Source organism: Alcaligenes sp. Lyrl_28, from assembly GCF_051948705.1.
Classification (GTDB): domain Bacteria; phylum Pseudomonadota; class Gammaproteobacteria; order Burkholderiales; family Burkholderiaceae_B; genus Alcaligenes; species Alcaligenes ammonioxydans.
Window position 1 is genome coordinate 800,463 of the sequence record NZ_JAYJLG010000001.1, and the last position, 25,141, is coordinate 825,603.

A 25,141-nucleotide genomic window follows, 5' to 3' on the forward strand; every position below is an offset into this window, starting at 1 on the left:
AACTCCCGCTGCATCCATGGCGGAATTGGTAGACGCAAGGGACTTAAAATCCCTCGATCCTTGATCGTGCCGGTTCGATTCCGGCTGGATGCACCATATATTCTCGATAGTGGCGGATATCTTCGCCCGCGATAAAAGCATCCGTTTTTATTCGCTCATGGCCTCTGTCCAGTCATAAAAAACCCGCCCTAAAGCGGGTTTTTTTATGTCGACTCCCGGCCGAAAGCCAAGCCTGCGATGCAGGCACTTAGCAGGCACTACTTCAAGCAGCAGCCGCTCACCCCCAATGTCCTCCCCTGCCCGCATCGTACACACCAAGGCTGGCCCTTGCTAAGCCCCATGCAATACAGGCACAACAAAAAGCAGGGATGCCGCCAGCAACCTCCCACTAACTGCTACTGCTACTGCATCAATAATGTAGTCACCCAGACTTCCGGCACTGCACAGCACGTGCTGCCTTTGCTCTGTCTTACAGATGGCCGGGCACAAAAAAACCCGCCTTTGAGCGGGTTTTTCTTTCACCAAACAGCAGACTCTATCAAGAAGCAGCAGGAGCAGCCGGGCCGCCTTGAGCTTCAATGCCACCAATAGCCTTGATCGACAGACGCAGACGACCTTTCTCATCAGCCTCAATGATCTTGACCTTCACAATCTGGCCGACTTTCAGTACGTCATTGATATTGGCAATACGGTAGTTGGCAATCTCAGAGATATGCAGCAAACCGTCACGACCTGGCAGAACCTGAACGATCGCACCAAAATCCAGCAAGCGCATCACTGGGCCTTCGTATTCCTGACCCACTTCAACTTCAGCCGTCAGTTCTTTGATACGACGCTCCGCTTCGCGAGCCTTGTCCAGATCAGCGCTGGCGATGGTAATCGTACCGTCGTCCGAAATATCGATCTGCGTGCCCGTCTCTTCGGTCAGAGCGCGGATGGTGGCACCACCCTTACCAATCACGTCACGAATCTTCTCGGGGTTGATCTTCACGGTCAACATGCGAGGAGCAAATTCGGACATCTCGGTACGGGAACCGTCGATGGACTCTTTCATCTTGCCCAGGATGTGCATACGGCCTTCATGGGCCTGAGCCAATGCAACCTGCATGATTTCCTTGGTAATGCCCTGGATCTTGATGTCCATCTGCAAAGCAGTAATACCTTTCTCGGTACCGGCCACCTTGAAGTCCATATCACCCAGGTGATCCTCGTCGCCCAGAATGTCGGTCAGTACGGCAAACTTGTTGCCTTCCTTGATCAGACCCATGGCCACACCCGCCACGTGATCTTGCACCGGAACACCCGCATCCATCATGGACAGAGAGCCACCGCACACGGACGCCATAGAAGACGAACCGTTGGATTCGGTGATCTCGGACACCACGCGGATGGAGTACTGGAAATCCTCAGCTGCTGGCAGCAAAGGGGTCAGAGCACGTTTGGCCAGACGACCGTGACCAATCTCACGACGCTTGGGGGCACCGAAACGGCCGGCTTCGCCGGTAGCGAAAGGAGGCATGTTGTAGTGCATCATGAAGCGATCGCGGTACTCACCCATGATCGAGTCAATAATTTGCTCATCTTGCTTGGTGCCCAGCGTCGTCACCACCAAAGCCTGGGTTTCGCCACGCGTAAACAAGGCGCTACCGTGAGCACGAGGCAATACGCCCAAACGGATGCTGATAGGACGAACAGTGCGGGTATCGCGACCGTCAATACGGGACTCGCCACTCAAGATGCGCGAGCGCACAATCTTGCTTTCCAGATCAAACAGCATGTTTTCAACAGCCACCATGTCAGGCTGTTCCTGACCGTTAGCCTCTGCTTGAGCCAGAACGGTTTCTTTGGCGTGGGCGTATACCGCGCGAAGCTGCTCCGTGCGAGCCTGTTTTTCACGCGTTTGATACGCTTGCTTCAAACCTTCCTCGGCAGCGGCGCTAACCGAAGCCAATAGGCTTTCGTTGACAGCAGCCGGCTGCCAATCCCACTCGGGCTTACCTGCTTCCTCAACCAGCTCATGAATGCAGTTGATGGCAGCTTGCATTTGCTCATGAGCAAACACCACACCGCCCAGCATGACTTCCTCAGACAATTGCTTGGCTTCGGACTCAACCATCAAGACAGCTTGTTCGGTACCGGCAACCACCAGATCCAGATCCGAAGACTTCAGCTGAGTGGCCGATGGATTCAGCACATACTGACCATCGATGTAACCAACGCGCGCCGCGCCCACCGGACCATTGAAAGGAATACCCGAGATGGCCAGAGCAGCGGACGCGCCAATCATGGCAGCGATGTCTGGGTCAATTTCAGGGTTGACCGATACGGTGTGAATGATGACCTGAACTTCGTTGTAGAAGCCCTCGGGGAAAAGAGGACGCAAGGGGCGATCGATCAGGCGGGAGATCAGGATCTCGCGCTCGGACTGACGACCTTCACGCTTGAAAAAACCACCGGGAATTTTGCCGGCAGAGTAGGTTTTTTCAACGTAATCCACGGTCAAAGGAAAAAAGTCCTGACCGGCTTTCGCTTTGCTGGCGCCCACAACGGTGGCCAGCACAACAGTATCTTCGATGGAAACCAGCACGGCACCTGACGCCTGACGTGCGATTTCTCCGGTTTCCAGCACAACGGTGTGCTCACCGTACTGGAAAGACTTGGTGACTTTATTGAACATTAGGAGAATCCTTACAATAAAAAAACCGTGCACACAGCGAAACCAGTTCGCCGAATGCACGGTTGTTTAGCGGGGAGCCAGCCCCGGTATCACTTACGCAGACCGAGTTTTTCGATCAAAGCACGGTAAGCGTCTGGATTACGACCTTTCAGGTAATCCAGCAATTTGCGACGACGGCTAACCATGCGCAACAGACCACGACGGGAGTGGTGATCTTTGTTGTGAGCCTTGAAGTGGCCGGTCAATTCGTTGATGCGAGCGGTCAGCAAAGCCACTTGCACTTCTGGGGAGCCTGTATCGCCTTGTTTACGCTGAAACTCGGAAACGATATCGACTTTTTTGATATCTGCAACTGCCATTTTATATAGCCTCTAAGACTTGCGTTAGGACCGAGGTGCCCTAACGTGTTGAAAATGAAATTGAGTACACCGGCCCAACGGGCCCGTGCAAGCAAACGATTATAACGAAAAACCAGGATCAGCGTTAAGCATTTCGCCTTGCGCCTCCACTGAAGCCAACAACTTTAGTTGTTTCCACGCCGTAGTCGCGCCAAGGCACGGGCACGACGCCAACGCCAGGCCATCACAAACCATCCCGACAGCCCGTACAGGCAGAACAGACCAAACAGAAAGACGGGCGGATCGGTCGACACAAATACAAAGACCAGCACAAACAGCAACATGCCCCAAAATGGAACGCTGCGGCTGATGGCAAAGGACTTGCCGCTATAAAACGGCGCGTTGGATACCATGGCCAGGCCGGCGTAAATAGTCAGACCAAAGGCTACCCAGGGGATCACATTGACTTGCAGCGACAATTTATTGTCCACGGCCAGCCAGACAAAACCGGCTACCAGCGCGGCGGCGGCCGGACTGGGTAGACCTTGAAAGAAACGCTTGTCGACCACTTCAATATTGGTGTTGAAACGAGCCAGACGCAAGGCGCCACCCGCCACATAGATAAAGGCGGCCAACCATCCCCAGCGTCCCAAGCCCTGCATGGCCCAAACATACATGACCAGCGCAGGAGCCGCACCAAAAGAGATCATGTCTGCCATGGAGTCATACTGCTCGCCAAAAGCAGACTGCGTATTGGTCAGCCGAGCAACCCGCCCATCCATCCCATCGAACACCAAGGCCAGGAAAATGGCGATGGCCGCCGCTTCAAAGCGACCGTTCATCGCTTGCACAACGGCATAAAAGCCCGCAAACAAATTGGCGGTGGTAAAGGCGTTGGGCAAAAGATAGATGCTACGCCGACGACGGGTTTCATCATTGAGCAAATTGGGCATAATTTATGCTTTAAGAGTTGTTGCTAAAGACTGAACACTCGAATGTAGCATTGTCCACAAGGCTACAGAGCGCAAATAGTTCAAGCAAATATAAGCCAGGACAAGCAAAAAAGACCGAGAGGCCTGCGACCAGGGCGTTCGCGAAGAACGAGTAGATTTTATCGAACTCGCTTGCGCAGCACGCTGACAAGGACGCGATGCTCACAGCAAGAGCACTGCATTTTATCGCGCAGTCATCAATACAGCCACAAGACAAGGACACAACGCGGGTATGCCTCCCTTGGCCTGGGCAGCCGCGCTGCGCGCCCAACGCGTCCTGCAATAAAAAAACCGGCAGACGCCGCGAGACGTCAGCCGGTTCAGGTTCAAGACCAGAGCAGACTAGGCGCCTGCCCCGATATCAAACTTAGTTCTTGGACTTATCGACCAATTTGTTGGCCGCAATCCAAGGCATCATGGAGCGCAGCTTGCTACCCACTTGCTCAATCTGCGATTCGGCATTGATACGACGACGCGAGATCAAGGTAGGAGCGCCGGCGGCGTTTTCCAGGATGAAGTTCTTGGCATAAACGCCGGTCTGGATGTCTTCCAGGCACTTGCGCATAGCCTTGCGGGTTTCTTCGGTAACAATCTTCGGACCGGTCTCGTACTCGCCGTATTCAGCGTTGTTGGAGATCGAGTAGTTCATGTTGGCGATACCGCCTTCGTAGATCAGGTCCACGATCAGCTTGAGCTCGTGCAAGCACTCGAAGTAAGCCATTTCAGGCGCGTAACCCGCTTCTACCAGCGTATCGAAGCCTGCTTTGATCAGCTCAACTGCACCGCCGCACAGAACAGCCTGTTCACCGAACAAGTCGGTTTCGGTTTCTTCGCGGAAGTTGGTTTCGATGATACCGGCACGACCACCGCCGTTAGCCGATGCGTAGGACAGAGCCACGTCGCGAGCAGCGCCGGTCTTGTCCTGGTAAACAGCGATCAGGTGAGGAACGCCGCCGCCTTGGCTGTAGGTGCCACGAACCGTGTGACCAGGAGCCTTGGGAGCAATCATGATGACGTCGATATCGTCACGGGGCACAACCTGGCCGTAGTGAACGTTAAAGCCGTGAGCAAATGCCAGAGCGGCGCCAGGCTTGATGTTCTCGGCAACCTGGTTGCGGTAAACCTCAGCAATGTTTTCGTCGGGCAACAAGATCATGACGACGTCAGCGCTCTTGACGGCTTCGGCCACTTCCTGAACTTTCAGGCCAGCGTTCTCGGCTTTGCTCCAGGAAGCGCCGCCTTTGCGCAGACCCACAACCACATTCACGCCGGACTCGTGCAGGTTCAGGGCGTGGGCGTGGCCTTGCGAACCGTAGCCGATGATGGCAACGGTCTTGCCTTTGATCAGGGAAAGATCACAATCCTTGTCGTAGAAAACTTTCATTTCAGGTGCTCCAAATTTAATAATTTCGCTTAAACAGCAATTCGAGAATGGCCGCTCATGCAGCAGCGGCACAAAAAGGACCTTGACTCATTACTTCCAGGACGGGGACACCGGCGTCTACACAGCACCAGACTGTGCATACCCTTTATAAGGCGCTGCCGTGAACGGCAGCCCCTTGAATAAAAGCGGTCATTCTGTCCTGAAAGAGCCTTGGCTTACAGCTTTAAGACACGCTCGCCACGGCTGACACCAGAGACTCCGGTGCGCACTGTTTCAAGAATGGCCGTGCGATCCAGCGCATTAATGAAAGCAGCAATTTTGTCTTGAACACCGGTCAGTTCGATGGTGTATGTCTTGTCCGTCACATCGATGATGCGGCCACGGAAAATATCCGCCATGCGCTTCATCTCTTCACGTTCCTTGCCGACAGCCCGCACCTTGATGAGCATCAGTTCACGCTCGATGTGAGGGCCTTCGGACAGATCCACCACCTTGACCACGTCAACCAGACGGTTCAAGTGCTTGGTGATCTGCTCGATGACGTCGTCCGCCCCTCGCGTCACGATGGTCATGCGAGACAGGGTGTCGTCCTCGGTAGGAGCAACTGTCAAGGTCTCGATGTTATAACCACGAGCCGAAAACAGGCCAACCACACGGGACAGTGCGCCGGGCTCGTTTTCCAGAAGGATAGAAATGACGTGTTTCATGATTCTCTCCTTACAGATCGTCAGGGCCCAAGAGCATTTCTGTCAGGCCACGGCCTGCTTTCACCATCGGGAACACGTTTTCGGTTTGGTCCGTGATGAAGTTCAGAAATACCAGGCGGTCTTTGTGCGTGGTGAAGGCTTCGCGAATAGCGGGGACCACATCGGCTGGCTTGTCGATTTCCAGACCCACGTGACCGTAGCTTTCCACCAGTTTGACAAAGTCAGGCAATGCATCCACGTAGGACTCGGAATAGCGCGAGCCGTAATCGATCTGTTGCCACTGGCGCACCATGCCCAGATAACGATTGTTCAGACAAAGAATCTTGGGACTCAAGCGGTACTGTTTACACGTAGACAGTTCCTGGATATTCATCTGGATGGAGCCTTCACCGGTGATGACGGCAACATCCTGGCCTGGATTGGCCATCTGCACACCCATTGCGTAAGGCAAGCCCACGCCCATCGTGCCCAGGCCACCGGAATTGATCCAGCGACGAGGCTTATTGAATTTGTAGTACTGCGCCGCCCACATCTGGTGCTGACCCACATCGGAAGTCACGAATGCGTTGCCGCCCGTCACTTCCCACAGGGACTCCACCACAAATTGCGGCTTGATCAGTTCGTCCGACTTGGCGTAGGCCAGCGAGTTCTTGCCCCGCCAGACATTGATCTGCTTCCACCAGTCGCTCAGGGAAGGCTGGTGCTGCGATTCCTGACGGCTTTGCGCATACAGCTCATTGAACTCGGTCAGCACGTCTTTGACACAGCCCACAATCGGCACATCCACTTTCACGCGCTTGGAGATCACGGAAGGATCAATATCGATATGAATGATCTTGCGCGGATTCTGACCGAAATGACGGGTATTGCCGATCACGCGGTCATCAAACCGCGCACCGACAGCGACCAGCACGTCGCAATGCTGCATGGTCATGTTGGCTTCATAGGTACCGTGCATGCCGGGCATGCCGATGTACTGGTCGGCCGTGCCGGGATAGGCACCCAGACCCATCAAGGTCGTGGTGCAGGGTGCGCCACTGAGCTTGACCAGGTCATTGAGTTCGCTTTCTGCATTACCCAGCACCACGCCACCACCCACGTAGATCAGCGGGCGCTCGGCGCTGTTGAGAATCTGGACAGCCTTTTTGATTTGCCCCTGATGGCCCTTGGTCACCGGCGCATAGGAGCGCATCTTGACCTCGCCACGCTTGGGCGTGTACTTGCACGTTGCGGTCGTAATATCTTTGGGGATATCAATCAGCACGGGGCCTGGACGGCCGGTAGTGGCAATAAAGAATGCCTTGCGAATGGTATCGGCCAGATCACGGACATCGCGCACCAGAAAGTTGTGCTTGACGCAGGGACGGGTAATGCCAATGGCATCACATTCCTGGAAAGCATCTTCGCCAATGGCCTGCGTGCTGACCTGACCACTGATGATGACCATCGGAATGGAATCCAGGTACGCGGTCGCAATACCGGTCACGGCATTGGTGACGCCCGGGCCACTGGTTACCAGTGCCACGCCAACTTTCTGGGACGAACGGGAATAGGCATCCGCAGCATGAACAGCGGCCTGTTCATGACGCACAAGAATGTGCTGGAAGCGGTCCTGCTTGAAGATTGCGTCGTAAATATAGAGAACGGCACCACCCGGGTATCCGAAAACGTGTTCTACGCCTTCGTCCGCGAGCGTGCGCACAACAATATCTGCGCCATTTAATTCAGACATGAGTTTTCCTTTCAGTCTTGCTCTGCAATATCGATCGACCACGACGGTCCGAGCTTGAACCGATGTCAGCAACATGATCTGGCGCTTCATGGTCCACAGGACCACACCACCCAGACACATTACCGTCCGGCCTGCACTCTTCGACACCCAGTGCGTGCACACAAAAACGTATGCGTTAGCTTGAAACGGAAGTCCTGGCATCCCACGCTTGTGACGCGGCCAGCAACAAAGTTTTTAGGCGCAAAAAACCGGGCGGATGGCCCGGTTAACAGTGCCTCGCTACAATTTGCTCGGATACGGAGCAAAAACACCTGGTTACTTTACCTTGCCTGCACAAAGCGAGCAACTGTGATTGTTGGTAAAGTGCAAAAAAACAGGCTTAAAGCGGGCATACGTAAAACGATATACTGTCTACCTATGACGAGCTGTCCGGGTATTTTATGGCATCGCCCATTCCACAATTAAAACAATTCCTGTATAGCCACTACTTTTTCGGTGGACTGCGCCAGTCCATCGGGGTACTGCTGCCGGTCATTATTTTGGGCCGGTTTTTTGGTCACTATGACATCGGGGTCATTGCGTCCATGGGCGCGACCTGCGTTGCCATCATTGACCAGCCCGGCGGCCCGCGCCGCTACCGCAACAATGAAATGCTCGGCGGTATTGCCTTGGGCACGGTCACCGTGGGCCTGACCGGCTTAGCCTCCAGTTCCCCTTTGCTGCTGGTGCTGTGCGTCCCCTTGCTCTGCTTTCTGTACAGCATGTTTTCTGTCTTTGGTCGCCGCGGCGGGCTGATCGGTTTTGCTGCCCTGCTGCTGATGACCTTGACGATGCGCTTTCCCATGCAGCCTCATGAAGTGCTGGCGCACACCCTTTACTCGTTTGCCGGCGGCCTGTCCTATTATCTGTTCAGCACGCTGTTTCGACGCTTGTTCTGGTATCGGGAAGAACGTCAGACTCTGGCTGTTGCACTGTTTGCCACCGCTGAGTACATGGAAGCCCGATCACAGTTCTATGACTCCAGCTCGGATCTGGACGCTTGCTATCGGCGGCTGATCAACCTTCAATCCAATATGACCGAAAAGCATCAGGCGGCCCGCGATGTGGTACTGCGCGAACTGCCACGCGGTCATGGGCGGGGAGATCATCACCGCAAGGCGTTGCTGACCATCTTTCTGAACATGGTCAGCATTCTGGACTCGCTGGTTGCCACGTACACCGACTACACCGTCCTGCGCCGCCAGCTTTCCGACAGCGATTTTATGGTTTTTGCGCGTGACGGCTTGCACAAGCTGTCGCTGGATATTGGCCGCATCGCCATGAATGTTTCACGCAGCGCTCGCACAACCCGTCGCTCCAGCGTCAAAGCGGAAATCCGCGCCATGGAATACGAGCTGGAGAAATACAAACGTCAGGGTATGTCTCAATCCGACCCCGAAACGTATGCCCTGTTAGTCCAGGTGCTGCGCCGCATGCGCAACCTGAACCGGATCGTCGACAGCATGGCCAGCCTGTCACACAGAGCCAGCCAGAATCTTCCGGTCGACCAGTACCTGAACAAATCACTCAGCCGCATGCTGTCGCGCGAAGAGCTGCGTCTGGGCATGCTGACCAGTAATCTCAAGCTGAAGTCCTCGCACTTCCGCTATGCAGCACGCGTCAGCATCGCCTCCATCGTGGCCCTGGGAATTGGTGCTCTTAGCGCTCACTTCCAAAGCGAACTGGGCCTGGTCAGTGCCCTGACCGCTCACAGTTACTGGATCATCCTGACAATTCTGGTGATCATGAAACCGGGCTTTGCCATCACCCGTCAACGTAATGGCTGGCGGCTGTTTGGCACGATACTGGGCTGTGCGGCGGCCTTTCTGCTGCTCAAGCTCACCGATAACCGTGAGCTGTATCTGATTGCCATGTTGCTGGCCTATCTGCTTGGCAACAGTCTGGTTCAATTGAACTTCTTGTTATCCGCCCTGTTCAATACCATTTTTGTCATTCTGTCCTTCCAGTTCCTGTCTACAGGCGGCTCTTTCATTATTGGAGAGCGCCTGGTCGATACGCTGATCGGTTGCGGCATTGCCATGGCGGCCAGTTATTTGCTCCCGAACTGGGAATCCACGGCTATGACGGGCCTGGCACGCGCAGCCTTGGCCGCCAATAAAGAGTTCTGGCGGGCCGGTCTGGAGTTCGCTCGCCTGAGTCGTCTGCACAACCAGAACCTCAGAAATGATAAAGCGGGCGAACCCACGATGACAGAGGCTCAGAAAGCTCAGGTGGATCTGGATTTGATGGAAGCCGACACCGCCTGGCAGGTGGCGAACAAGAACGTGCACATTGCCTTTAGCAACTTTGCCTCGGCCTTCTATCGCATGATGGACGAACCTGTCAGCCGACAAGCCAATGTGTCCCTGCTGAACAATCTGCTGATTCAGAACCATGTGCTGGCCTCGCAGATCAGTGCCGCAGCCCCGCTTCTGGCTAATTTGAGCCAGATTCCGCCAGGCATCCAAAACGCTCTGGATGCGATTGGTGCACTCATCAACGATCAGGATGCAGACCCGCCCGCCTCCATCGAAACGGAAGGCGAACTGGCCATGCTAGCCTACCCAATCCGTCAAATGAGCAAGGCAGCCCAGTTGATTCGCCAGGATATGAGAGGGCTGGAATACAGTGCTGGCCCACAGCTGCCACCCGAGCGCAAGCAGGAGCTGAACCAGCAAGGGGCTTGATGACCATGCCCCGCTTACCTAAGGAACTCACTGTCAGAGCCGAATAAACAAAAGCACAAAGCACAAAGCACAAAGCACAAAGCACAAAGCACAAAGCACAAAGCACAAGAGCATAGGGCGCGAAGCCCTCATCTGGTCGCAGCACTAAAAAGAAAAAGGCAAGGCGCAATACATGGCCTTGCCTTTCCTTTTCATCTCTGCAACACCGCTGATCCGCTAACGAGCTGCCCCTACGGCGCAAGCCATAAATCTATCTGCGCATCAAGCCTTGGCGTCCTGCTCGGAGCGACGAAACACCAGCTTGTCCTCGCTGGAGAGCTCAGGCTGGAACACATAGCCTTCACGATCAAAGGCCTTCAAAGCCTCTACCGTTTGAACACGATTATCAATCACAAAGCGGGCCATCAAACCACGCGCTTTCTTGGCATAAAAACTGATGATCTTCCAGACGCCATTCTTCTCGTCCTGAAAAACACACTGCACCACGCGAGCTCGCAGGGATTTTTGATCCACCGCCTTGAAATACTCTTCCGACGCAAGGTTCAAGACAACAGGATCAGCATCACCTTCCTGACGCTCGTTCAGATAATTGGCAATACGGCTTCCCCAATAAGCGTACAAATTCGCACCACCGGGATTCTTCAAACGAGTGCCCATTTCCAAACGATAGGGCCGCATCAAGTCCAAAGGACGCAAGGCTCCATAAAGCCCACTCAAGATCACGATGTGATCCTGAGCCCACTTGAGTTCCTTGTCCGACAAATCCGTGGCAGCCAAGCCCTCATACACATCGCCGTTAAACGCCAAAATAGCCTGTCGTGCGTTGGAGCGGTCAAACTTGGGCTCCCACTCCTGATAGCGCTGAACGTTCAGGCGTGCCAGATCGTCACTCAGCTTCATCAGGCCCGCTATATCCTCTTCGGACTGAGTGCGCAAAATATCAATCAAGCCTTGCGCCTGCTCCACAAACAAGGGTTGGGTTTCCAGCTGTGTACGTACAGGAGAATCGTAATCCAGCTTCTTGGCTGGCGAGAGCAATAACAACATGCGCCTATATCCTTTCTAACCAAACAGATAAAGGGAGCCCCCTTTATCTGCCATGAACAAAAAACGCGCTGACCGCGATTAACGCGCCGTCCAGCCACCATCCAGGCTGAGCGTCGTCCCCGTCATCTGATCTGCAGCAGCCGAACACAGGAACACCGCCGCCCCACCCAATTGCTCGGGCGTCACAAACTGCAGGGAAGGCTGTTTCTCTGCCAGCAACTCGCGAGCAGCGGCTTCAATATCCATGCCTTTTTGCTGACTGATGGCCTCAATCTGCTTTTCCACCAGCGGTGTGCGGACCCACCCGGGACAAATCGCATTGCACGTAATGCCCTTGCCGGCATTTTCCAGCGCCGTCACTTTGGTCAGCCCAACAACGCCATGCTTGGCCGCCACATACGCCGACTTATTCACCGAGGCCACCAAACCATGGGCCGAAGCGATATTGATGATACGTCCCCACCCCTGCTTTTGCATGATGGGCAAGGCAGCGGCCGTACCATGAAAGACAGCAGACAGGTTCAGCGCAATAATGGCGTTCCATTTGTCGACAGGAAAGTCCTCAATGGTTGCTGTGTACTGGATGCCAGCGTTATTGACCAGAATATCCAGGCCACCCAGGGCTTGCGCGGCCTTGGCAACAAAATCACGTGTCGCCTGGGCGTCACTCAGGTCCGCATTCAGATAATAGGCGTGGATGCCGAATCTGGACTCCAGAGAACTGCGCTCGCGCTCGATATCTTCAGGCTGACCAAAACCGTTGATCACCACATCCGCACCTGCTTTTGCCAATTCGGTGGCCATGGCCAGACCAATACCACTGGTCGATCCCGTTACGATCGCTTTTTTACCTTTCAGCATAGATACCTCGTGAGTATGGACAACAGAGAACTGAAACCTCAAGTGTACTCGCCGCTCTGCATGGCCGGACAAGACGTCAGGAGAGTTTTGTCCGAGCTGAGCGCCCACCCCGCGGGGCGACAGATAGCCCCGTAACACCGGAGTAATCTGTGCTCACGTGGGCATCGACACAGGTCATGTCTGCCCAATCGGAACGGAGAACCCGCGTTTCGGCAGGCAATTGCCCGTCAGACAGCCATGCGTTTCCCACTTTAACGCCGCAACATGACAGGCAACTGGCCAACAAAACCGACAAGGCAAATAGAAAACAAAAAAGCCCTTGAATAATCAAGGGCTTTTAAAATTCTAAGTGGCGGACAGGGTGGGATTCGAACCCACGGTACGCTTGCACGTACGCCTGATTTCGAGTCAGGTACATTCGACCACTCTGCCACCTGTCCGCGATTGCTTATATGGTTACAAGCAAGCCCATAAATATAGATGAAAGAATGCGTTTTGACAAGCACTAACCGTGTAGAGTGCCTCGTTCCACGCGCACGGTCAGTCGGCGGAACCTGCCTCAGAACCCAAAGTATTCTTTTCGATCAAGGGTTTACCCTTTATTTTCGACTGTTTTGCTTGTTCGCTCTGGTAGGCGGGCCTATATTGGAATCACACATTGATGCATCGCAGCCCTGCCTTTTCTCCGGCAGTCCTTGTAATTCCAGTGCAAAACACTGGACTTGATAAAAGGAATTGTCATGCAAACCTTCCAATGGATTATTGATGCCAACGGCGATGGCCTGTACAGCCTGAAGGAAATCCTCCAGACCTTGCGCTGGGCTTTCCGAATTCCAGGCAGTCTAGTAGTGGAGACATTGGGCTCTGTTCCATATCTGTCAGACGTACTTCGTATCCAGGCCTCGGAAGCGACGGGCTACGCCTCCTTGCGAGGTGGGCTGGTCAATATCCTATCGCTATTTTTCTGGGCCGGCCTGTGCCTCTGGTTTCTGGAGATCAACTCCAAGCCCCGTGCGGAACCCCCACAGCGTAAAACTCGCCTGACCCCGCATCTGCATAAACAGAGTGATTCCGCGCACGCTCAACAACTGCACGCGAACCACAATCGCCGCCCGGTCCGTCACCGTCAGGTTGAACGGCACACCTTCTGACCCGACTGCATGGCTCCCCTGTCCATCCGGACAGGGGAAATAGTTGTTAAGAAAGGTAAATCCTGAGCATAGCTCATACGAGTCATGTTGCTTTTGGAAGTGCTTTGGCAGGTTTGCCTAACGTTTGAGCCTGCAAATCCGGGCAACAATCGCTGCAGCTAGAGTCACGTGAGGTGCAGCATATGAAAAAACTACTGTTCGCCAGTTTGATGGCCTTGAGCACCAGCACCGCCTTTGCGGGCGGTGTGAATGTGGACATCAATGTTGGTATTCCCGGGATTGGTTATGGGCCCATCTTCTACCCACCCGCACGTGTTGTGGAGCGCCCGGTTTATGTCGCGCCCCCGCCAGTGGTTTACCATCCACCCCGTTACGTCTATCGTCCCGGCTACGTGGAGTATGGGCGCGGCAGCAAAGAGTGGCGCAAAGAACAACGGCGGGCTCACAAACGCTGGCGCAAGCATCAGGAGCGCTACTGGGATGATGACTGACCCATCTGAACGGAGCCAAGCATAAAAAAGGGCTGAGGACCACAACGGTCATCAGCCCTTTCTCTTTTAAGACAGCCGCTTTACTGCGCAGGCACCAGACGTTCCAGACCACCCATGTAGGGGCGCAGAACCTTGGGCACAATCACGCTGCCATCTTCTTGCTGGTGATTTTCCAGCACCGCCACCAAGGCGCGTCCCACCGCCAGACCCGACCCGTTCAATGTGTGCACAAACTCGGGGCGAGCCTTGCTGTCAGCACGAAAACGCGCTTGCAAGCGACGAGCCTGGAAAGCTTCGCAGTTCGAGACCGAAGAAATCTCGCGGAACGTATCCTGTGCGGGCAACCACACCTCCAGATCATAGGTTTTGGCCGCCGAAAAGCCCATGTCGCCCGTACAGAGCTGCACCACACGGTAAGGCAGCTCCAGAGCCTGCAGCACGTGTTCAGCGTGGCCGACCATAGCCTCCAGCGCCTCGTAAGATTTTTCAGGGTGGACGATCTGCACCATTTCTACTTTGTCGAACTGGTGCTGACGAATCACACCGCGGGTATCCCGGCCACCGCTACCGGCCTCCGAACGGAAGCAAGGCGAGTGAGCAGTCAGACGCATGGGCAACGCATCACCAGCCAGAATCTCGTCGCGCACCATGCCCGTCAAACTGATCTCGGAGGTGGAGATCAAGTACAGGTCTTCGGGCTTGGATTCGGCCGGATCGGCTGGCTCATTGTCCTGACCACCCTTGGTGACCCAGAACATATCATCCTTGAACTTGGGCAACTGGCCAGTACCGTACAAGGTGGAGGCGTTCACGATGTAGGGGGTATAGCATTCGGTGTAACCATGCTCTTGCACTTGCGTGTCCAGCATGAACTGAGCCAGCGCACGGTGCAAACGGGCCAGAGGGCCACGCAGGACCATGAAACGGGCACCCGCCAGCTTACGAGCCGACTCAAAATCCAGGCCCAGCTTTTCACCCAGATCCACGTGATCGCGCGGCTCAAAGGTGATGTGCGCGGGCTTGCCCTGTTCATCTTTAGGGCCGGGAATCCAACGGCGCACTTCGACGTTGTCTTCTTCGGACTCGCCCACCGGCACGCTTTCGTGCGGCAGGTTGGGAATTGTGGCGAACCAGGAGGACAGCTCGGCCTGTACTTGGGACAGATCCTGCTCCAGCTGCTTCAAACGCACCGGGATTTGCTGGGATTGAGCCAATGCCTCGCTAGCGTCTTCGCCCTTGGACTTGAGCTGGCCAATACGTTTGGCCAGTGCATTGCGCTCGGCCTGCAGAGTTTCTGTTTCCACCTGCACCGCTTTGCGGCGGGCTTCCAGCTGCTGGAAACGCTCGGTGTCAAATTGCACGCCACGTTTCGCCAAGCCCTGTACCAGCGGCTCCAAGTCTTTGCGTAATTGGTTCAGATCTAACATTTAATAGCCATATAGGTGATGGTTCAATCCCGATTGATGTGGTGATTTTAACCGCAAGCCACCACAAGCGCAGCACAGCGCACGCAGTAGCGGGATATCGGGAAATACGGGGGTGACAGGCCCAGCAAGCGCCCGTCCTGTCTTAAGTGTCTTTTTTACCGGCCTGCTCGTCCAGTTGACGCAGGCGTTCCATTTTTTCAGCAATCTTGATTTCTAGACCGCGAGGTACTGGCTGATACCAATGGGGGTCGGGAATGCCGTCCGGCAGGTAGGTCTCGCCCGCCGCGTAGGCATTGGGCTCGTCGTGAGCATAGCGATACGCATGACCGTGGCCCAGCTCTTTCATCAGCTTGGTCGGCGCGTTACGCAAATGCACAGGTACTTCACGGCTCTTATCCTGCTTTACAAAGGCGCGAGCCTGGTTGTAGGCCTTATACCCCGCATTGCTCTTGGGAGCGATGGCCAGATAGATGACTGCCTGTCCCAGGGCCAGTTCGCCTTCGGGGCTGCCCAGCCGCTCGAAGGTCAAGGCAGCATCGTTAGCAATTTGCATGGCGCGCGGATCGGCCAGACCGATATCCTCCCAAGCCATGCGAATGATACGACGCGACAAATAACGGGCATCCGCCCCGCCGTCCAGCATCCGAGTGAGCCAATACAAAGCCGCATCCGGGTTGGAACCACGCACCGATTTATGCAAAGCAGAAATCTGGTCATAGAAATTATCGCCCCCCTTGTCAAAGCGTCGGGAGTTCAAGGTCAAGGCGTTTTGCAAAAAGTCTGTGGTAACCAGCTCGGTGCCCGAGGTCTTGGCAGCTGTATTGGTCTGCTCGAGCAGGTTCAAAAAACGTCGCGCATCGCCGTCGGCATAGCCGATCAAGGTATCAACAGCTTGATCCTCAAACTCCAGACCCTCCAGCGCGTTTTGCTCCTGTACGCGGCGCAGCAGCCGTTTAAGTTCATCATCCGTCAGGGATTTAAGTACATAAACTTGCGCCCGCGACAGCAAGGCCGAATTGACCTCAAACGAGGGGTTTTCCGTCGTGGCACCAATAAAGGTCACCAAGCCGCTCTCGGCATAGGGTAGCAGTGCATCCTGCTGGGACTTGTTGAAGCGATGAATCTCGTCCACAAACAGGATGGTGTGCTTGCCCATGGTCAGGTTATGCTGGGCTTGCTCCATGGCGGCACGAATATCCTTCACGCCCGAAAAAACGGCCGACAAGGCAATGAACTCGCACTCAAACGCACTGGCTGTCAAACGAGCCAAAGTGGTTTTACCAACACCCGGTGGCCCCCAGAAAATCATGGAGTGGGGTTTGCCAGACTGAAACGCCAAGCGCAAGGGCTTGCCCTCGCCCAGCAAATGGGACTGCCCTACTACTTGATCCAGTGTTTTGGGGCGCAGTGCTTCGGCCAAGGGTGCGGCGGGTTCCTGAGCGAACAAATCACGCATGGCGATCGCCCTTCCTAAAATGGCAAGACCTGGCCAAGCAGACCAGGTCTATATTGAAAACGTGTGGTACTAAAGCGAACGGCACGCTGGCTCTGACTGTCTTGGCACCAGAGCCACAACGCCTTAGGGCATGGACACCACATCCACGCCGGCGGGAGCTTTGAAAGTAAACGTGCTGGCGCTAATACGGGGGTTGGGTTCCAGAGCGGTGAAATCAATATAGGTGGTCTGCCCAAATGAGTCCTGCAACTCAAGACGACGAGGCTCACTGCCCTTGAAGCCAATATCCACATAGGAAAAGCCAGCATCAGTTTGCAGAGGCGTGGCTCGTATCCACTCCATCCCATCCCGCGACGCCTGCTCGACCAGTCGGAACGAATCTTCCAGATTGCCAGTACCAAACAATATAGCGGCAGGCGAAGCGCCAATAGACTGATCCACTCCACGCTCGGTGACCTGTGCCAGATCCGGGTCGTATTGATACAGTACCTTGCCGTCCGACACGATCAACTGCTCATAAGGGCGCTGCACATGCCACTTGAACTGGCCCGGACGCTGAAACACGAACTGCCCTGACTGCGGCGCACCTTTGGATTGGCCGTTGCTGTCTACGGTGCGCTGAGAGAACTCTCCCTTGGCGGCACGTACATCCTGCACAAAGGAGCGCAATTGCTCGCCGCCCGATGCGGCCAGGGTCAAGGCAGGTGTGGCAGCCAGCAACATGCTGGCCAACAATGTCTTAATCTTCATCTTTGGCACCTCCTGCGGGGACCAGAATTTCACGGTTACCATTGGGCTGCATGGCCGATACCAGCCCCGCCTGCTCCATTTGTTCCAGCAGCCGTGCTGCCCGGTTATAACCGATACGTAAATGACGCTGTACCGAGGAAATCGAAGCGCGACGATTTTTGATAATGACCTGAACAGCCTGGTCGTACAAGGGATCGGCTTCCGCATCCGCCATGCCCGTTATGGGATTGACGCCCTCGCCCGACTCTCCTTCGATGGCGCCTTCCAGCAAACCTTCAATGTAATCGGGCTCACCATGTTCTTTCAGATGCTCGACCACCCGGTGAACCTCGTCATCGCTGACAAATGCACCGTGTACACGTTTGGGCAAACCGGTGCCAGGAGGCAGATACAGCATATCGCCCTGTCCAAGCAAGGTTTCCGCACCCATCTGATCCAAAATGGTGCGCGAGTCGATCTTGGAGGACACCTGAAAAGCGATACGGGTAGGAATGTTCGCCTTAATCAGACCCGTAATCACATCCACACTAGGACGCTGTGTAGCCAGAATCAAGTGAATACCGGCCGCACGGGCCTTCTGAGCCAAACGGGCAATCAACTCTTCGATCTTCTTGCCTTGCACCATCATCAGGTCAGCCAGCTCGTCAATAATGACGACAATCATGGGCAGAACGGACAGTGGCTCGGGAGCATCCGGCGTCAAGGAGAAAGGATTGGGGATAGGCTCTTCACGCTTTTGCGCTTCGCGTATCTTGGCGTTGTAACCGGCCAGATTGCGCACGCCCAGCTTGCTCATCAAGCGGTAGCGTTTTTCCATCTCCGCCACACACCAGTTCAAGGCGTTGGACGCCAGACGCATATCCGTGACCACCGGCGCCAGCAAATGAGGAATCCCTTCATAGACACTCATTTCCAGCATCTTGGGATCGATCAGGATCAGGCGCACATCGGCCGGGTCTGCCTTGTACAGCAACGACAAAATCATGGCATTAATCCCGACAGACTTACCGGAGCCCGTCGTACCCGCCACCAGCAGGTGAGGCATTTTGGCCAAATCTGCCACCACAGGCTTGCCGGCAATATCCTTGCCCAACGCCATGGTCAGCAGGGATGCACTGCTGTGATAGGTCTGCGATCCGACGATTTCCTCCAGACGCACCATTTGACGACGAGGGTTGGGTAGCTCCAGCCCCATCAGGTTCTTACCGGGAATGGTTTCCACCACCCGGATGCTGACCAGACTCAAGGCGCGGGCCAGGTCTTTGGCCAGATTCACGATCTGGCTGCCCTTCACGCCCGTGGCTGGCTCGATCTCGTAGCGTGTAATAACCGGACCGGCCTGGGCAGCCACCACCGTTACTGCCACGCCAAAATCCGACAGCTTCTTTTCGATCAGCCGCGAAGTGAACTCAATGGTCTCTGGCGATACGGTCTCCACATTGTCAGCGGCCGGGTCCAATAAGGACAGTGGGGGTAAATCACTCACCTCGCCCGCCTGACGGGGTGCCTTGAACAAGGTTTGCTGCTTTTCTTTCTCGACACGTTCGGATTTGGGCACGGCTACAAAAGCGGGCTCGATCCGAACAGGCTGCTCATGAACCAGTTGTTCCTGCTTGGCCACGACGCTTTCCGTACGCTCGGCACGTTTGACCTCGCCCACACGCCGATCCTGACGGGCCGACCAAAATGTCATGAGCCGGGCAATCGCCCCTTCAATCAAGCCGCCCAGACGTTCCGCCAGCGTCAACCAGGAAAAACCGAAGAACAAACTGGCCCCACCGGCAAGCAGGCCCATCAGCACCAACGTAGCACCACCAAAGCCTATCGACGTTACCAACAGTTGCGATAATAATTGGCCCAACTGCCCGCCAGCGCCAGCCGGAAGCTGCCACTGCTGGCCTAGCTCTTTAAAAAAGAGTGATTCCAGGCCCATGCTGCCCAGAAACAGAAAGAAAAACCCGATACCCGTTTCCCATCGCACTCGGGGCAACACGTCCTCGTTCTTGGTGCTGGGCAAAAGTAACGCAGTCAGCCGGTAAAAACCCACGGCAACGCGTTGCACCAGCAGCACAACCCAAAGCCAGGACGTCAGCCCGAAAAGAAACAATAGAAAATCGGCGATGTGGGCACCAAAGATGCCCCCGCCATTTTGTGTAAGGCCGGAATGCACAGAGTGCGACCAGCCGGGATCACCCGGGTCCCAGGTTGCCAGTACCAGACCTAGCCAGGCTGCCAGTGCAGCGAAGATGATCCACCGTGCTTCGCGCAGCAATCCTGTCAGGCGCTGCTGCAAGGCAGAGGGCCCATTGCGCACATTTTTGGATGACCGGGACGAACGAGGGGATGTTGCAGGTATTCTTGCCATGGACTCATTATAATTGGAGATCGTCTTTTTCGGATTTTCTGTGATGTCGACTACTAAGCACGCAAAAGTACTCATTCTGGGCTCAGGCCCGGCCGGCTATACCGCAGCGATCTACGCCGCCCGCGCCAACCTCAAGCCTGTCTTGGTCACTGGCATGGAGCAAGGTGGCCAACTGATGACCACCACGGATGTAGACAACTGGCCGGCCGATGCCCAGGGCGTCCAGGGACCTGATCTTATGGCACGTTTCCAGGCTCATGCAGAACGATTCGAAACAGAATTAATCTTTGACATGGTGTCCTCGGTCGATCTCTCCACCCGCCCCCTGACCCTGCACGGCGATAGTGGCACAGTCTACACCTGCGATGCGCTGATCATTGCGACAGGCGCATCGGCTCAGTACCTGGGCTTGCCAACAGAACAGGAGTTCATGGGCCGTGGTGTGTCCGGTTGCGCAACGTGTGACGGTTTCTTCTACAAGAATCAGGACGTGGCTGTGGTCGGAGGTGGTAACACGGCCGTTGAAGAGGCTCTGTACCTGTCCAATATCTGCAAAACCGTGACGCTGATTCACCGTCGCGATACCTTCCGCTCCGAACCCATCCTGACCGACAAGCTGATGGATCGCGTCCAGAACGGCAACATCCGTCTGAAACTGCACAGCGAACTGCAGGAAGTACTGGGTGATGCATCCGGCGTGACAGGTGCTCGCATCATCAACAATCAGACTCAAGCCACGGAAGACCTGGCAGTGACCGGCGTATTCATCGCCATTGGCCACAAGCCCAATACCGGTATCTTCGAAGGCAAGCTGGATATGCACGACGGCTACATCACTACGCGCAGTGGTCTGCAAGGCATGGCAACCATGACCTCCGTTCCGGGCGTATTTGCAGCGGGTGATGTACAAGACAATATCTATCGTCAGGCCATTACCAGTGCAGCCAGCGGTTGCATGGCCGCCCTGGACGCACAGCGCTGGTTGGATGAAAACCAATAAACCCAAAGCCGTGGGCCGTAGCCTGGCAGACCTGAAGAAGTTGCAAGGTCAGGTCCGCCAGGATCTCAATCCGCCTCCAGCCCCCGCCCGTCCTCAAGCCCGCAAGCGCCCGCGCCCGCCCGACCCAGGTGGCAAGCCAGCCCGACAAGCAGCCCTTGCCAGCACGGGAGTCCAAGATCCAGTTTCTTTACTGGACCCCAGCGACAGAGCCTGGCTGCGCCAGTCCCTGCGCGATGTGGCGCCCTTGAAAAAGCGCGGCCAACGCCTGATCGCCAATCGCCCCGCAGCCAGCCCGGAGCAATTGGAGCAGCGTCGCCGCCACGCAGTGGGCGCGCCCGCTTCTACCCCTGCCCTGCCGCAGGCCTCTGACCTGTATGTCAGCGCACAGGTTGAGAGCAATGATATCCGGCACCTGCGTGCGGGCTGTGGCCCCGATGTCTTGCGCGATCTGGAACGCAATCGTTGGCCCATCGAATCCAGTCTGGATTTACATGGCTCGGATGTAGAGCAGGCCCGCGAACGACTGGACAATTTCTTGCGTTCCTGTCTGGAACATGGCCTGCGCTGTGTACGCATTGTCCATGGCACGGGCTATGGCTCGCGCAATGGGGAACCCGTTTTACGCCATGCGGTGCGTCGCTGGCTGACCCAATTGCCCGACGTTCTGGCTTATGTTGAATGTGCCCCCAATGAAGGGGGGCAGGGCGCTGTCAAACTCCTGCTGCAGGCTGTGACTGAGCCCGGCGTTTGATTGTCCTGCGTGGGATAGAGACGTAAAAAAGGCCAGCTTTCGCTGGCCTTTTTTTTGTTGTTGTTATGTTGTACTGCCTATTGCTTTTGTAGTAGTGACCGTTTTGCTTCGGTCTTTATTGCCCAGCTTTGCGGGCTATGTCTCCTCACCTGCATGGAACGTATTGTGCCCCATTTATAAAAGTGTCACACTTAGGGAATGCACTGATACCCGCATGGTAAGAAAATATCAGCCACTACCTTCGGCGCTTCTTATTGGGTTGCCGGGCCCTGCCCCTTCACAGCCCGTTTCAAAAACACCTGCATTTCTTTCTCTGCCTGTTTGTCGCCCTGCTCCTGGGCAATCACCAGACCTTGCTCCAGAACGTGCTGCGCCTGCGTAAATTGCCCCAGGTTGACCAGTACCCGCCCCAACAACTTCCAGGCTGCGGTGTAACGCGGATTCATTTCTACGGCTTTAGAAAAATGCTCGCGAGCCGCCTCCAGATCGCCCTCGCCCATACATGCGTTACCCAGGCCAAAGCGCAGTAAAGCGTTATCCTTGCCAGCAACCAGCAATTTTTCCAGTCCTTCACGCATAATCCGTACCCTTGAAAACAAAGCAAGTCGTGGTTGCGCTGTCTTCGTACAAAACACAATAGCGACTCGCACAAGCCTAAATAGCTTGATAGCTCTTGAACGGTCCGGCCATCAAGCATTGAGCCTGGTTTTGTACCACGGAATATCAAAAGGCGGCCTCAGCAGGCCAGGCTCTGTAGGTCCATTCTCCGGCGAGTGCCGCCTTTAGGCCAGATCGCCTTGCAAAACCCCCTTGCTGACGACCTCACGCCCATCCAGACTCACGGTGCAATTGCGCATGGGGTAGTCAAAATGGCAATCAGAAAAACGGCCTGCAGCGGGATTCGCTCCGGTAGAGAAAAGGAAGTTACCGGCAAAGGCACGCAACTCGGTTCCGTTGGTATCGCGCTTGTCGTACATGGCCATGGAATCCCAGCGAGCCGCCGGTGCCATGCCCCAGCCCACATGACTGACGGCATAGGCATCCTTGTCGTTCCAGCTGGCGTAATAAGAACGGATCAAATCAGCGTCTACACCCTTGCCCTCAATCGCCACGACATAATCATTTTCGATACGCAGGGTCACGGCCGACTCCAGATAGCGCTTGAAGGTCAAGTTCACATCTCCGCTATCGAGCACCAGCGTCCCATTCACACTACCATTGCTGGGGTAGCAAATGCACAGACCTGCCGGCCAGTATCCAAAACTGCCCGGCTTGTCGGCAATTCCGGCGCTGCCGCGTCCAATCACCCCCTCCAGGCTGACTGTCAGATCCGTGCCGGCCTCGGAGCTAATGTGCATGACACTCGCATCGGTAATCAGCTTGCCGCCAAGATCGCACTTGCCTTGCAGGTAAGGACTGGGTTTGACCCGCTCCAGAATCTCGGGGTGCTCGTCGCTAATCATCATGATGCGGGCCCCTTTGGCCAGCAGTGCGGCACGCTCGGGCGAATGCAGCAGCCCTTCTACGGTGCAGTCCACGATGAACTGGCTGCCTGCCAAAGCCTGGACTATCGGGTCCATGCCTTCCAGAGCCAAGGAAGTCCCAGTCGAGCGCAGGGCAATATTGCTTTTCAGTCGTGGCGAGACCAGTTTCACATGACAAACCCGCGCCCCCATTTGCGTCAGGGCCAACTCGGCCAGCTCGGCCAGCACAGAGCGCGATTGCGTCTCGGACAGCACGACTGCCATTTCACCGGGCTGCACCTTGCACAGTCCAAACACTTCTACAAAATCAGCAATCCACTTGCCTTCAATATGCTCACGCAACATCTCACTACTCCTTGAAAATTCAAAAAAGGCGCTGCGCGGCTTTTTCAGCCGGGCGGCGCCTCTGCACATCAGTCGTGCAAATCCTTGCCCCTGGTTTCAGGCGAGGCAATCGTGGCCCACAAAGCCAGAACACACAGGCCGATCAAATACCAGTCAAAAACCTGCTTTTGATTGATCGAATGCAGCCAGGCTTGCAAATAGGGAGCAGTCCCGCCCGTCAAGGCACCGGCAACCGAATACGGCAGCCCCATGGCGACCGCACGGATGCGTGTCGGGAACTGCTCAGGAAAAAAAGCGGGCATGATGGCGGTAGGCGCCGAGATCAGAAGCATGCCGCCCATCATGAATACCACCAGACGCCAGATCTCGCCCTGTCCGCCGGTCAGCACCATCGTCAATGGAATGATGCTGATGATTGAACCGATGGAAAAAAAATACCAGTTCACCTTGCGACCGAAACGATCGGAGAACGCCCCCCAGAAGATCAGGCACAAGATCAAAAATATATTTGCTCCTACGCCCACCCACATCACCTTGGCAGCAGGCATGCCCAGGGAGGTGATGGCAAAGGTCGGCGCCATGATGGCCCAGACGTAATACAAGACGGTGCCGCCTGCCGACAAAGCGAATACACGCAAGCAGGCGCTGCGGTACTTCCAGACCTCGGCCCAGAACACGCGCGCGCCAGGGCGTGCCGTTTTGCCCGAGGCTTGTGCTGCAGCCTGACGGGCTTTGAACATGGGGGTTTCATCGAGCTTTCTGCGCAGATACAGCGCATACACTCCCAAGGCACCCCCCAATACAAAGGGAACACGCCATGCCCAGGCTCGAACGACCTCCTCCCCCAGCAGACTGGTCAGGCAGGCACTGAGCAAGACCGCGGCCAGCACGCCAATTGTGACAAACACAAAAACAGAGGACGACCACAGCCCGCGTTTATGAGCGGGCGCCATTTCCGTGACATAAGTGAAGGAAGAAACCACCTCACCACCATGACCAATCCCTTGTAACAAGCGCCCCATCAACAAGAACAAAGCGGCAATCGGCCCCACCATGTCATAGGTGGGCGCAATGCCGATCACCAGACTGCCCAACGCGGTAATCAACATGGACAAGGTCATGGTGAACCGTCGTCCCTTGCGGTCGGCCAGCCAGCCAAAAAAGATGCCTCCCAGAGGGCGCATGAAAAAACCAACGGCAAATACTGCCAGCGTGCCCAGCAATGCGGCCAGCGGGTCCTCGCTATGGAAAAACTGCTTGGCAAAATAGGCGGCAAAAATCGAATAAGCCGTCCAGTCATACCACTCCAGGGCGTTGCCCGCCCCAACCCCCAAAATAACGCGTCGACGCTGCGCGGCAGTCATGGGCTGCTCGCGCAAAGATGATGTAGGTGCGTCCAAGAGATGTCCCCTTCACTGTGATAGTTGTGCTTCTTGTTTTTTGTTGTTGATCCGGCG

General features: G+C 55.5%; 20 protein-coding genes and 2 tRNA genes. 6 read left to right on the forward strand and 16 right to left on the reverse strand.

What is annotated here, in order from left to right; all coding sequences use genetic code 11:
• Positions 1-10 precede the first annotated feature (10 nt).
• Positions 11-96, forward strand: a tRNA-Leu gene (locus VF694_RS03625).
• Positions 97-538: 442 nt separating this feature from the next.
• On the opposite strand, the gene pnp is transcribed toward VF694_RS03625, so the two are convergent.
• The 6 genes from pnp to ilvB all read right to left on the reverse strand — a co-directional run bounded on the left by pnp (position 539) and on the right by ilvB (position 7,830).
• On the reverse strand, positions 539-2,677 hold the full coding sequence (gene pnp / locus VF694_RS03630; RefSeq protein ID WP_003801066.1) for a polyribonucleotide nucleotidyltransferase: 2,139 nt from the start codon (positions 2,675-2,677) through the stop codon (positions 539-541).
• An 89-nt stretch (positions 2,678-2,766) separates the two neighbouring features.
• On the reverse strand, positions 2,767-3,036 hold the full coding sequence (gene rpsO / locus VF694_RS03635; RefSeq protein ID WP_003801068.1) for a 30S ribosomal protein S15: 270 nt from the start codon (positions 3,034-3,036) through the stop codon (positions 2,767-2,769).
• Between the two features lie 164 nt (positions 3,037-3,200).
• Entirely contained in the window at positions 3,201-3,968 is a 768-nt protein-coding gene (pssA, locus tag VF694_RS03640) for a CDP-diacylglycerol--serine O-phosphatidyltransferase (protein WP_003801070.1), read from the reverse strand.
• Between the two features lie 406 nt (positions 3,969-4,374).
• A complete protein-coding gene (ilvC, locus tag VF694_RS03645; protein WP_003801073.1) occupies positions 4,375-5,391 on the reverse strand; it encodes a ketol-acid reductoisomerase in 1,017 nt (338 codons plus the stop codon).
• A 215-nt stretch (positions 5,392-5,606) separates the two neighbouring features.
• The gene (gene ilvN / locus VF694_RS03650; protein ID WP_003801075.1) at positions 5,607-6,098 is read right to left on the reverse strand and encodes an acetolactate synthase small subunit; all 492 of its coding nucleotides are present in this window, start codon (positions 6,096-6,098) and stop codon (positions 5,607-5,609) included.
• Between the two features lie 10 nt (positions 6,099-6,108).
• Entirely contained in the window at positions 6,109-7,830 is a 1,722-nt protein-coding gene (gene ilvB / locus VF694_RS03655; RefSeq protein WP_059318022.1) for a biosynthetic-type acetolactate synthase large subunit, read from the reverse strand.
• 440 nt (positions 7,831-8,270) lie between these two features.
• Here ilvB and VF694_RS03660 point away from each other — a divergent pair, with 440 nt between their 5' ends.
• Positions 8,271-10,556 carry an FUSC family protein gene (locus tag VF694_RS03660; protein ID WP_003801079.1) on the forward strand — a complete coding sequence of 762 codons (2,286 nt, stop codon included), beginning with the start codon at positions 8,271-8,273 and terminating at the stop codon, positions 10,554-10,556.
• A 261-nt stretch (positions 10,557-10,817) separates the two neighbouring features.
• On the opposite strand, the gene yaaA is transcribed toward VF694_RS03660, so the two are convergent.
• The 3 genes from yaaA to VF694_RS03675 form a co-directional block, all read right to left on the reverse strand.
• Positions 10,818-11,603 carry a peroxide stress protein YaaA gene (gene yaaA, locus VF694_RS03665; RefSeq protein ID WP_003801081.1) on the reverse strand — a complete coding sequence of 262 codons (786 nt, stop codon included), beginning with the start codon at positions 11,601-11,603 and terminating at the stop codon, positions 10,818-10,820.
• A 78-nt stretch (positions 11,604-11,681) separates the two neighbouring features.
• On the reverse strand, positions 11,682-12,464 hold the full coding sequence (locus tag VF694_RS03670) for a 3-hydroxybutyrate dehydrogenase (RefSeq protein ID WP_003801083.1): 783 nt from the start codon (positions 12,462-12,464) through the stop codon (positions 11,682-11,684).
• Between the two features lie 350 nt (positions 12,465-12,814).
• A tRNA-Ser gene (locus VF694_RS03675) sits at positions 12,815-12,904 on the reverse strand.
• 300 nt (positions 12,905-13,204) lie between these two features.
• Between VF694_RS03675 and VF694_RS03680 the strand changes: the two genes are divergently transcribed.
• Positions 13,205-13,615 (forward strand): hypothetical protein, encoded by a 411-nt coding sequence (locus VF694_RS03680; RefSeq protein ID WP_440163701.1) that lies wholly within the window; start codon positions 13,205-13,207, stop codon positions 13,613-13,615.
• Between the two features lie 182 nt (positions 13,616-13,797).
• Positions 13,798-14,106 (forward strand): hypothetical protein, encoded by a 309-nt coding sequence (locus VF694_RS03685; protein WP_003801088.1) that lies wholly within the window; start codon positions 13,798-13,800, stop codon positions 14,104-14,106.
• Between the two features lie 80 nt (positions 14,107-14,186).
• Here VF694_RS03685 and serS read toward each other — a convergent pair whose 3' ends face one another.
• The 4 genes from serS to VF694_RS03705 form a co-directional block, all read right to left on the reverse strand.
• Entirely contained in the window at positions 14,187-15,533 is a 1,347-nt protein-coding gene (gene serS / locus VF694_RS03690) for a serine--tRNA ligase (RefSeq protein WP_003801090.1), read from the reverse strand.
• Between the two features lie 142 nt (positions 15,534-15,675).
• Positions 15,676-16,989, reverse strand: coding sequence for a replication-associated recombination protein A (locus VF694_RS03695; protein WP_003801092.1), 1,314 nt, complete (start codon positions 16,987-16,989; stop codon positions 15,676-15,678).
• Positions 16,990-17,112: 123 nt separating this feature from the next.
• The gene (gene lolA / locus VF694_RS03700; protein WP_003801094.1) at positions 17,113-17,739 is read right to left on the reverse strand and encodes an outer membrane lipoprotein chaperone LolA; all 627 of its coding nucleotides are present in this window, start codon (positions 17,737-17,739) and stop codon (positions 17,113-17,115) included.
• The gene (locus VF694_RS03705) at positions 17,729-20,104 is read right to left on the reverse strand and encodes a DNA translocase FtsK (protein ID WP_039943203.1); all 2,376 of its coding nucleotides are present in this window, start codon (positions 20,102-20,104) and stop codon (positions 17,729-17,731) included. Before VF694_RS03705 ends, lolA begins: the two co-directional genes overlap by 11 nt.
• Positions 20,105-20,147: 43 nt before the next feature.
• On the opposite strand from VF694_RS03705, the gene trxB reads away from it, so the two are divergent.
• On the forward strand, positions 20,148-21,104 hold the full coding sequence (trxB, locus tag VF694_RS03710; protein WP_003801097.1) for a thioredoxin-disulfide reductase: 957 nt from the start codon (positions 20,148-20,150) through the stop codon (positions 21,102-21,104).
• Positions 21,091-21,855 carry a Smr/MutS family protein gene (locus tag VF694_RS03715; RefSeq protein WP_003801100.1) on the forward strand — a complete coding sequence of 255 codons (765 nt, stop codon included), beginning with the start codon at positions 21,091-21,093 and terminating at the stop codon, positions 21,853-21,855. The genes trxB and VF694_RS03715 overlap by 14 nt, the downstream gene beginning before the upstream one ends.
• Before the next feature lie 251 nt (positions 21,856-22,106).
• On the opposite strand, the gene VF694_RS03720 is transcribed toward VF694_RS03715, so the two are convergent.
• The 3 genes from VF694_RS03720 to VF694_RS03730 all read right to left on the reverse strand — a co-directional run bounded on the left by VF694_RS03720 (position 22,107) and on the right by VF694_RS03730 (position 25,084).
• Positions 22,107-22,433 carry a tetratricopeptide repeat protein gene (locus tag VF694_RS03720; RefSeq protein WP_003801101.1) on the reverse strand — a complete coding sequence of 109 codons (327 nt, stop codon included), beginning with the start codon at positions 22,431-22,433 and terminating at the stop codon, positions 22,107-22,109.
• Between the two features lie 204 nt (positions 22,434-22,637).
• On the reverse strand, positions 22,638-23,684 hold the full coding sequence (locus VF694_RS03725; RefSeq protein ID WP_131070794.1) for a peptidase M29: 1,047 nt from the start codon (positions 23,682-23,684) through the stop codon (positions 22,638-22,640).
• Between the two features lie 68 nt (positions 23,685-23,752).
• Positions 23,753-25,084: an MFS transporter gene (locus VF694_RS03730; protein ID WP_301605909.1), complete on the reverse strand. Its 1,332-nt coding sequence runs from the start codon at positions 25,082-25,084 to the stop codon at positions 23,753-23,755.
• Positions 25,085-25,141 lie beyond the last annotated feature (57 nt).

Coding starts and splice junctions, on each gene's coding strand:
- VF694_RS03670 (WP_003801083.1), bottom strand. CDS start 12,464: ATGCTGAAAGGTAAAAAAGCGATCGTAACGGGATCGACCAGTGGTATT.
- serS (WP_003801090.1), bottom strand. CDS start 15,533: ATGTTAGATCTGAACCAATTACGCAAAGACTTGGAGCCGCTGGTACAG.
- VF694_RS03680 (WP_440163701.1), top strand. CDS start 13,205: ATGCAAACCTTCCAATGGATTATTGATGCCAACGGCGATGGCCTGTAC.
- VF694_RS03685 (WP_003801088.1), top strand. CDS start 13,798: ATGAAAAAACTACTGTTCGCCAGTTTGATGGCCTTGAGCACCAGCACC.
- VF694_RS03725 (WP_131070794.1), bottom strand. CDS start 23,684: ATGTTGCGTGAGCATATTGAAGGCAAGTGGATTGCTGATTTTGTAGAA.
- VF694_RS03715 (WP_003801100.1), top strand. CDS start 21,091: ATGAAAACCAATAAACCCAAAGCCGTGGGCCGTAGCCTGGCAGACCTG.
- lolA (WP_003801094.1), bottom strand. CDS start 17,739: ATGAAGATTAAGACATTGTTGGCCAGCATGTTGCTGGCTGCCACACCT.
- ilvC (WP_003801073.1), bottom strand. CDS start 5,391: ATGAAAGTTTTCTACGACAAGGATTGTGATCTTTCCCTGATCAAAGGC.
- ilvB (WP_059318022.1), bottom strand. CDS start 7,830: ATGTCTGAATTAAATGGCGCAGATATTGTTGTGCGCACGCTCGCGGAC.
- VF694_RS03720 (WP_003801101.1), bottom strand. CDS start 22,433: ATGCGTGAAGGACTGGAAAAATTGCTGGTTGCTGGCAAGGATAACGCT.
- yaaA (WP_003801081.1), bottom strand. CDS start 11,603: ATGTTGTTATTGCTCTCGCCAGCCAAGAAGCTGGATTACGATTCTCCT.
- VF694_RS03660 (WP_003801079.1), top strand. CDS start 8,271: ATGGCATCGCCCATTCCACAATTAAAACAATTCCTGTATAGCCACTAC.
- ilvN (WP_003801075.1), bottom strand. CDS start 6,098: ATGAAACACGTCATTTCTATCCTTCTGGAAAACGAGCCCGGCGCACTG.
- VF694_RS03705 (WP_039943203.1), bottom strand. CDS start 20,104: ATGGCAAGAATACCTGCAACATCCCCTCGTTCGTCCCGGTCATCCAAA.
- VF694_RS03695 (WP_003801092.1), bottom strand. CDS start 16,989: ATGCGTGATTTGTTCGCTCAGGAACCCGCCGCACCCTTGGCCGAAGCA.
- pnp (WP_003801066.1), bottom strand. CDS start 2,677: ATGTTCAATAAAGTCACCAAGTCTTTCCAGTACGGTGAGCACACCGTT.
- trxB (WP_003801097.1), top strand. CDS start 20,148: ATGTCGACTACTAAGCACGCAAAAGTACTCATTCTGGGCTCAGGCCCG.
- rpsO (WP_003801068.1), bottom strand. CDS start 3,036: ATGGCAGTTGCAGATATCAAAAAAGTCGATATCGTTTCCGAGTTTCAG.
- pssA (WP_003801070.1), bottom strand. CDS start 3,968: ATGCCCAATTTGCTCAATGATGAAACCCGTCGTCGGCGTAGCATCTAT.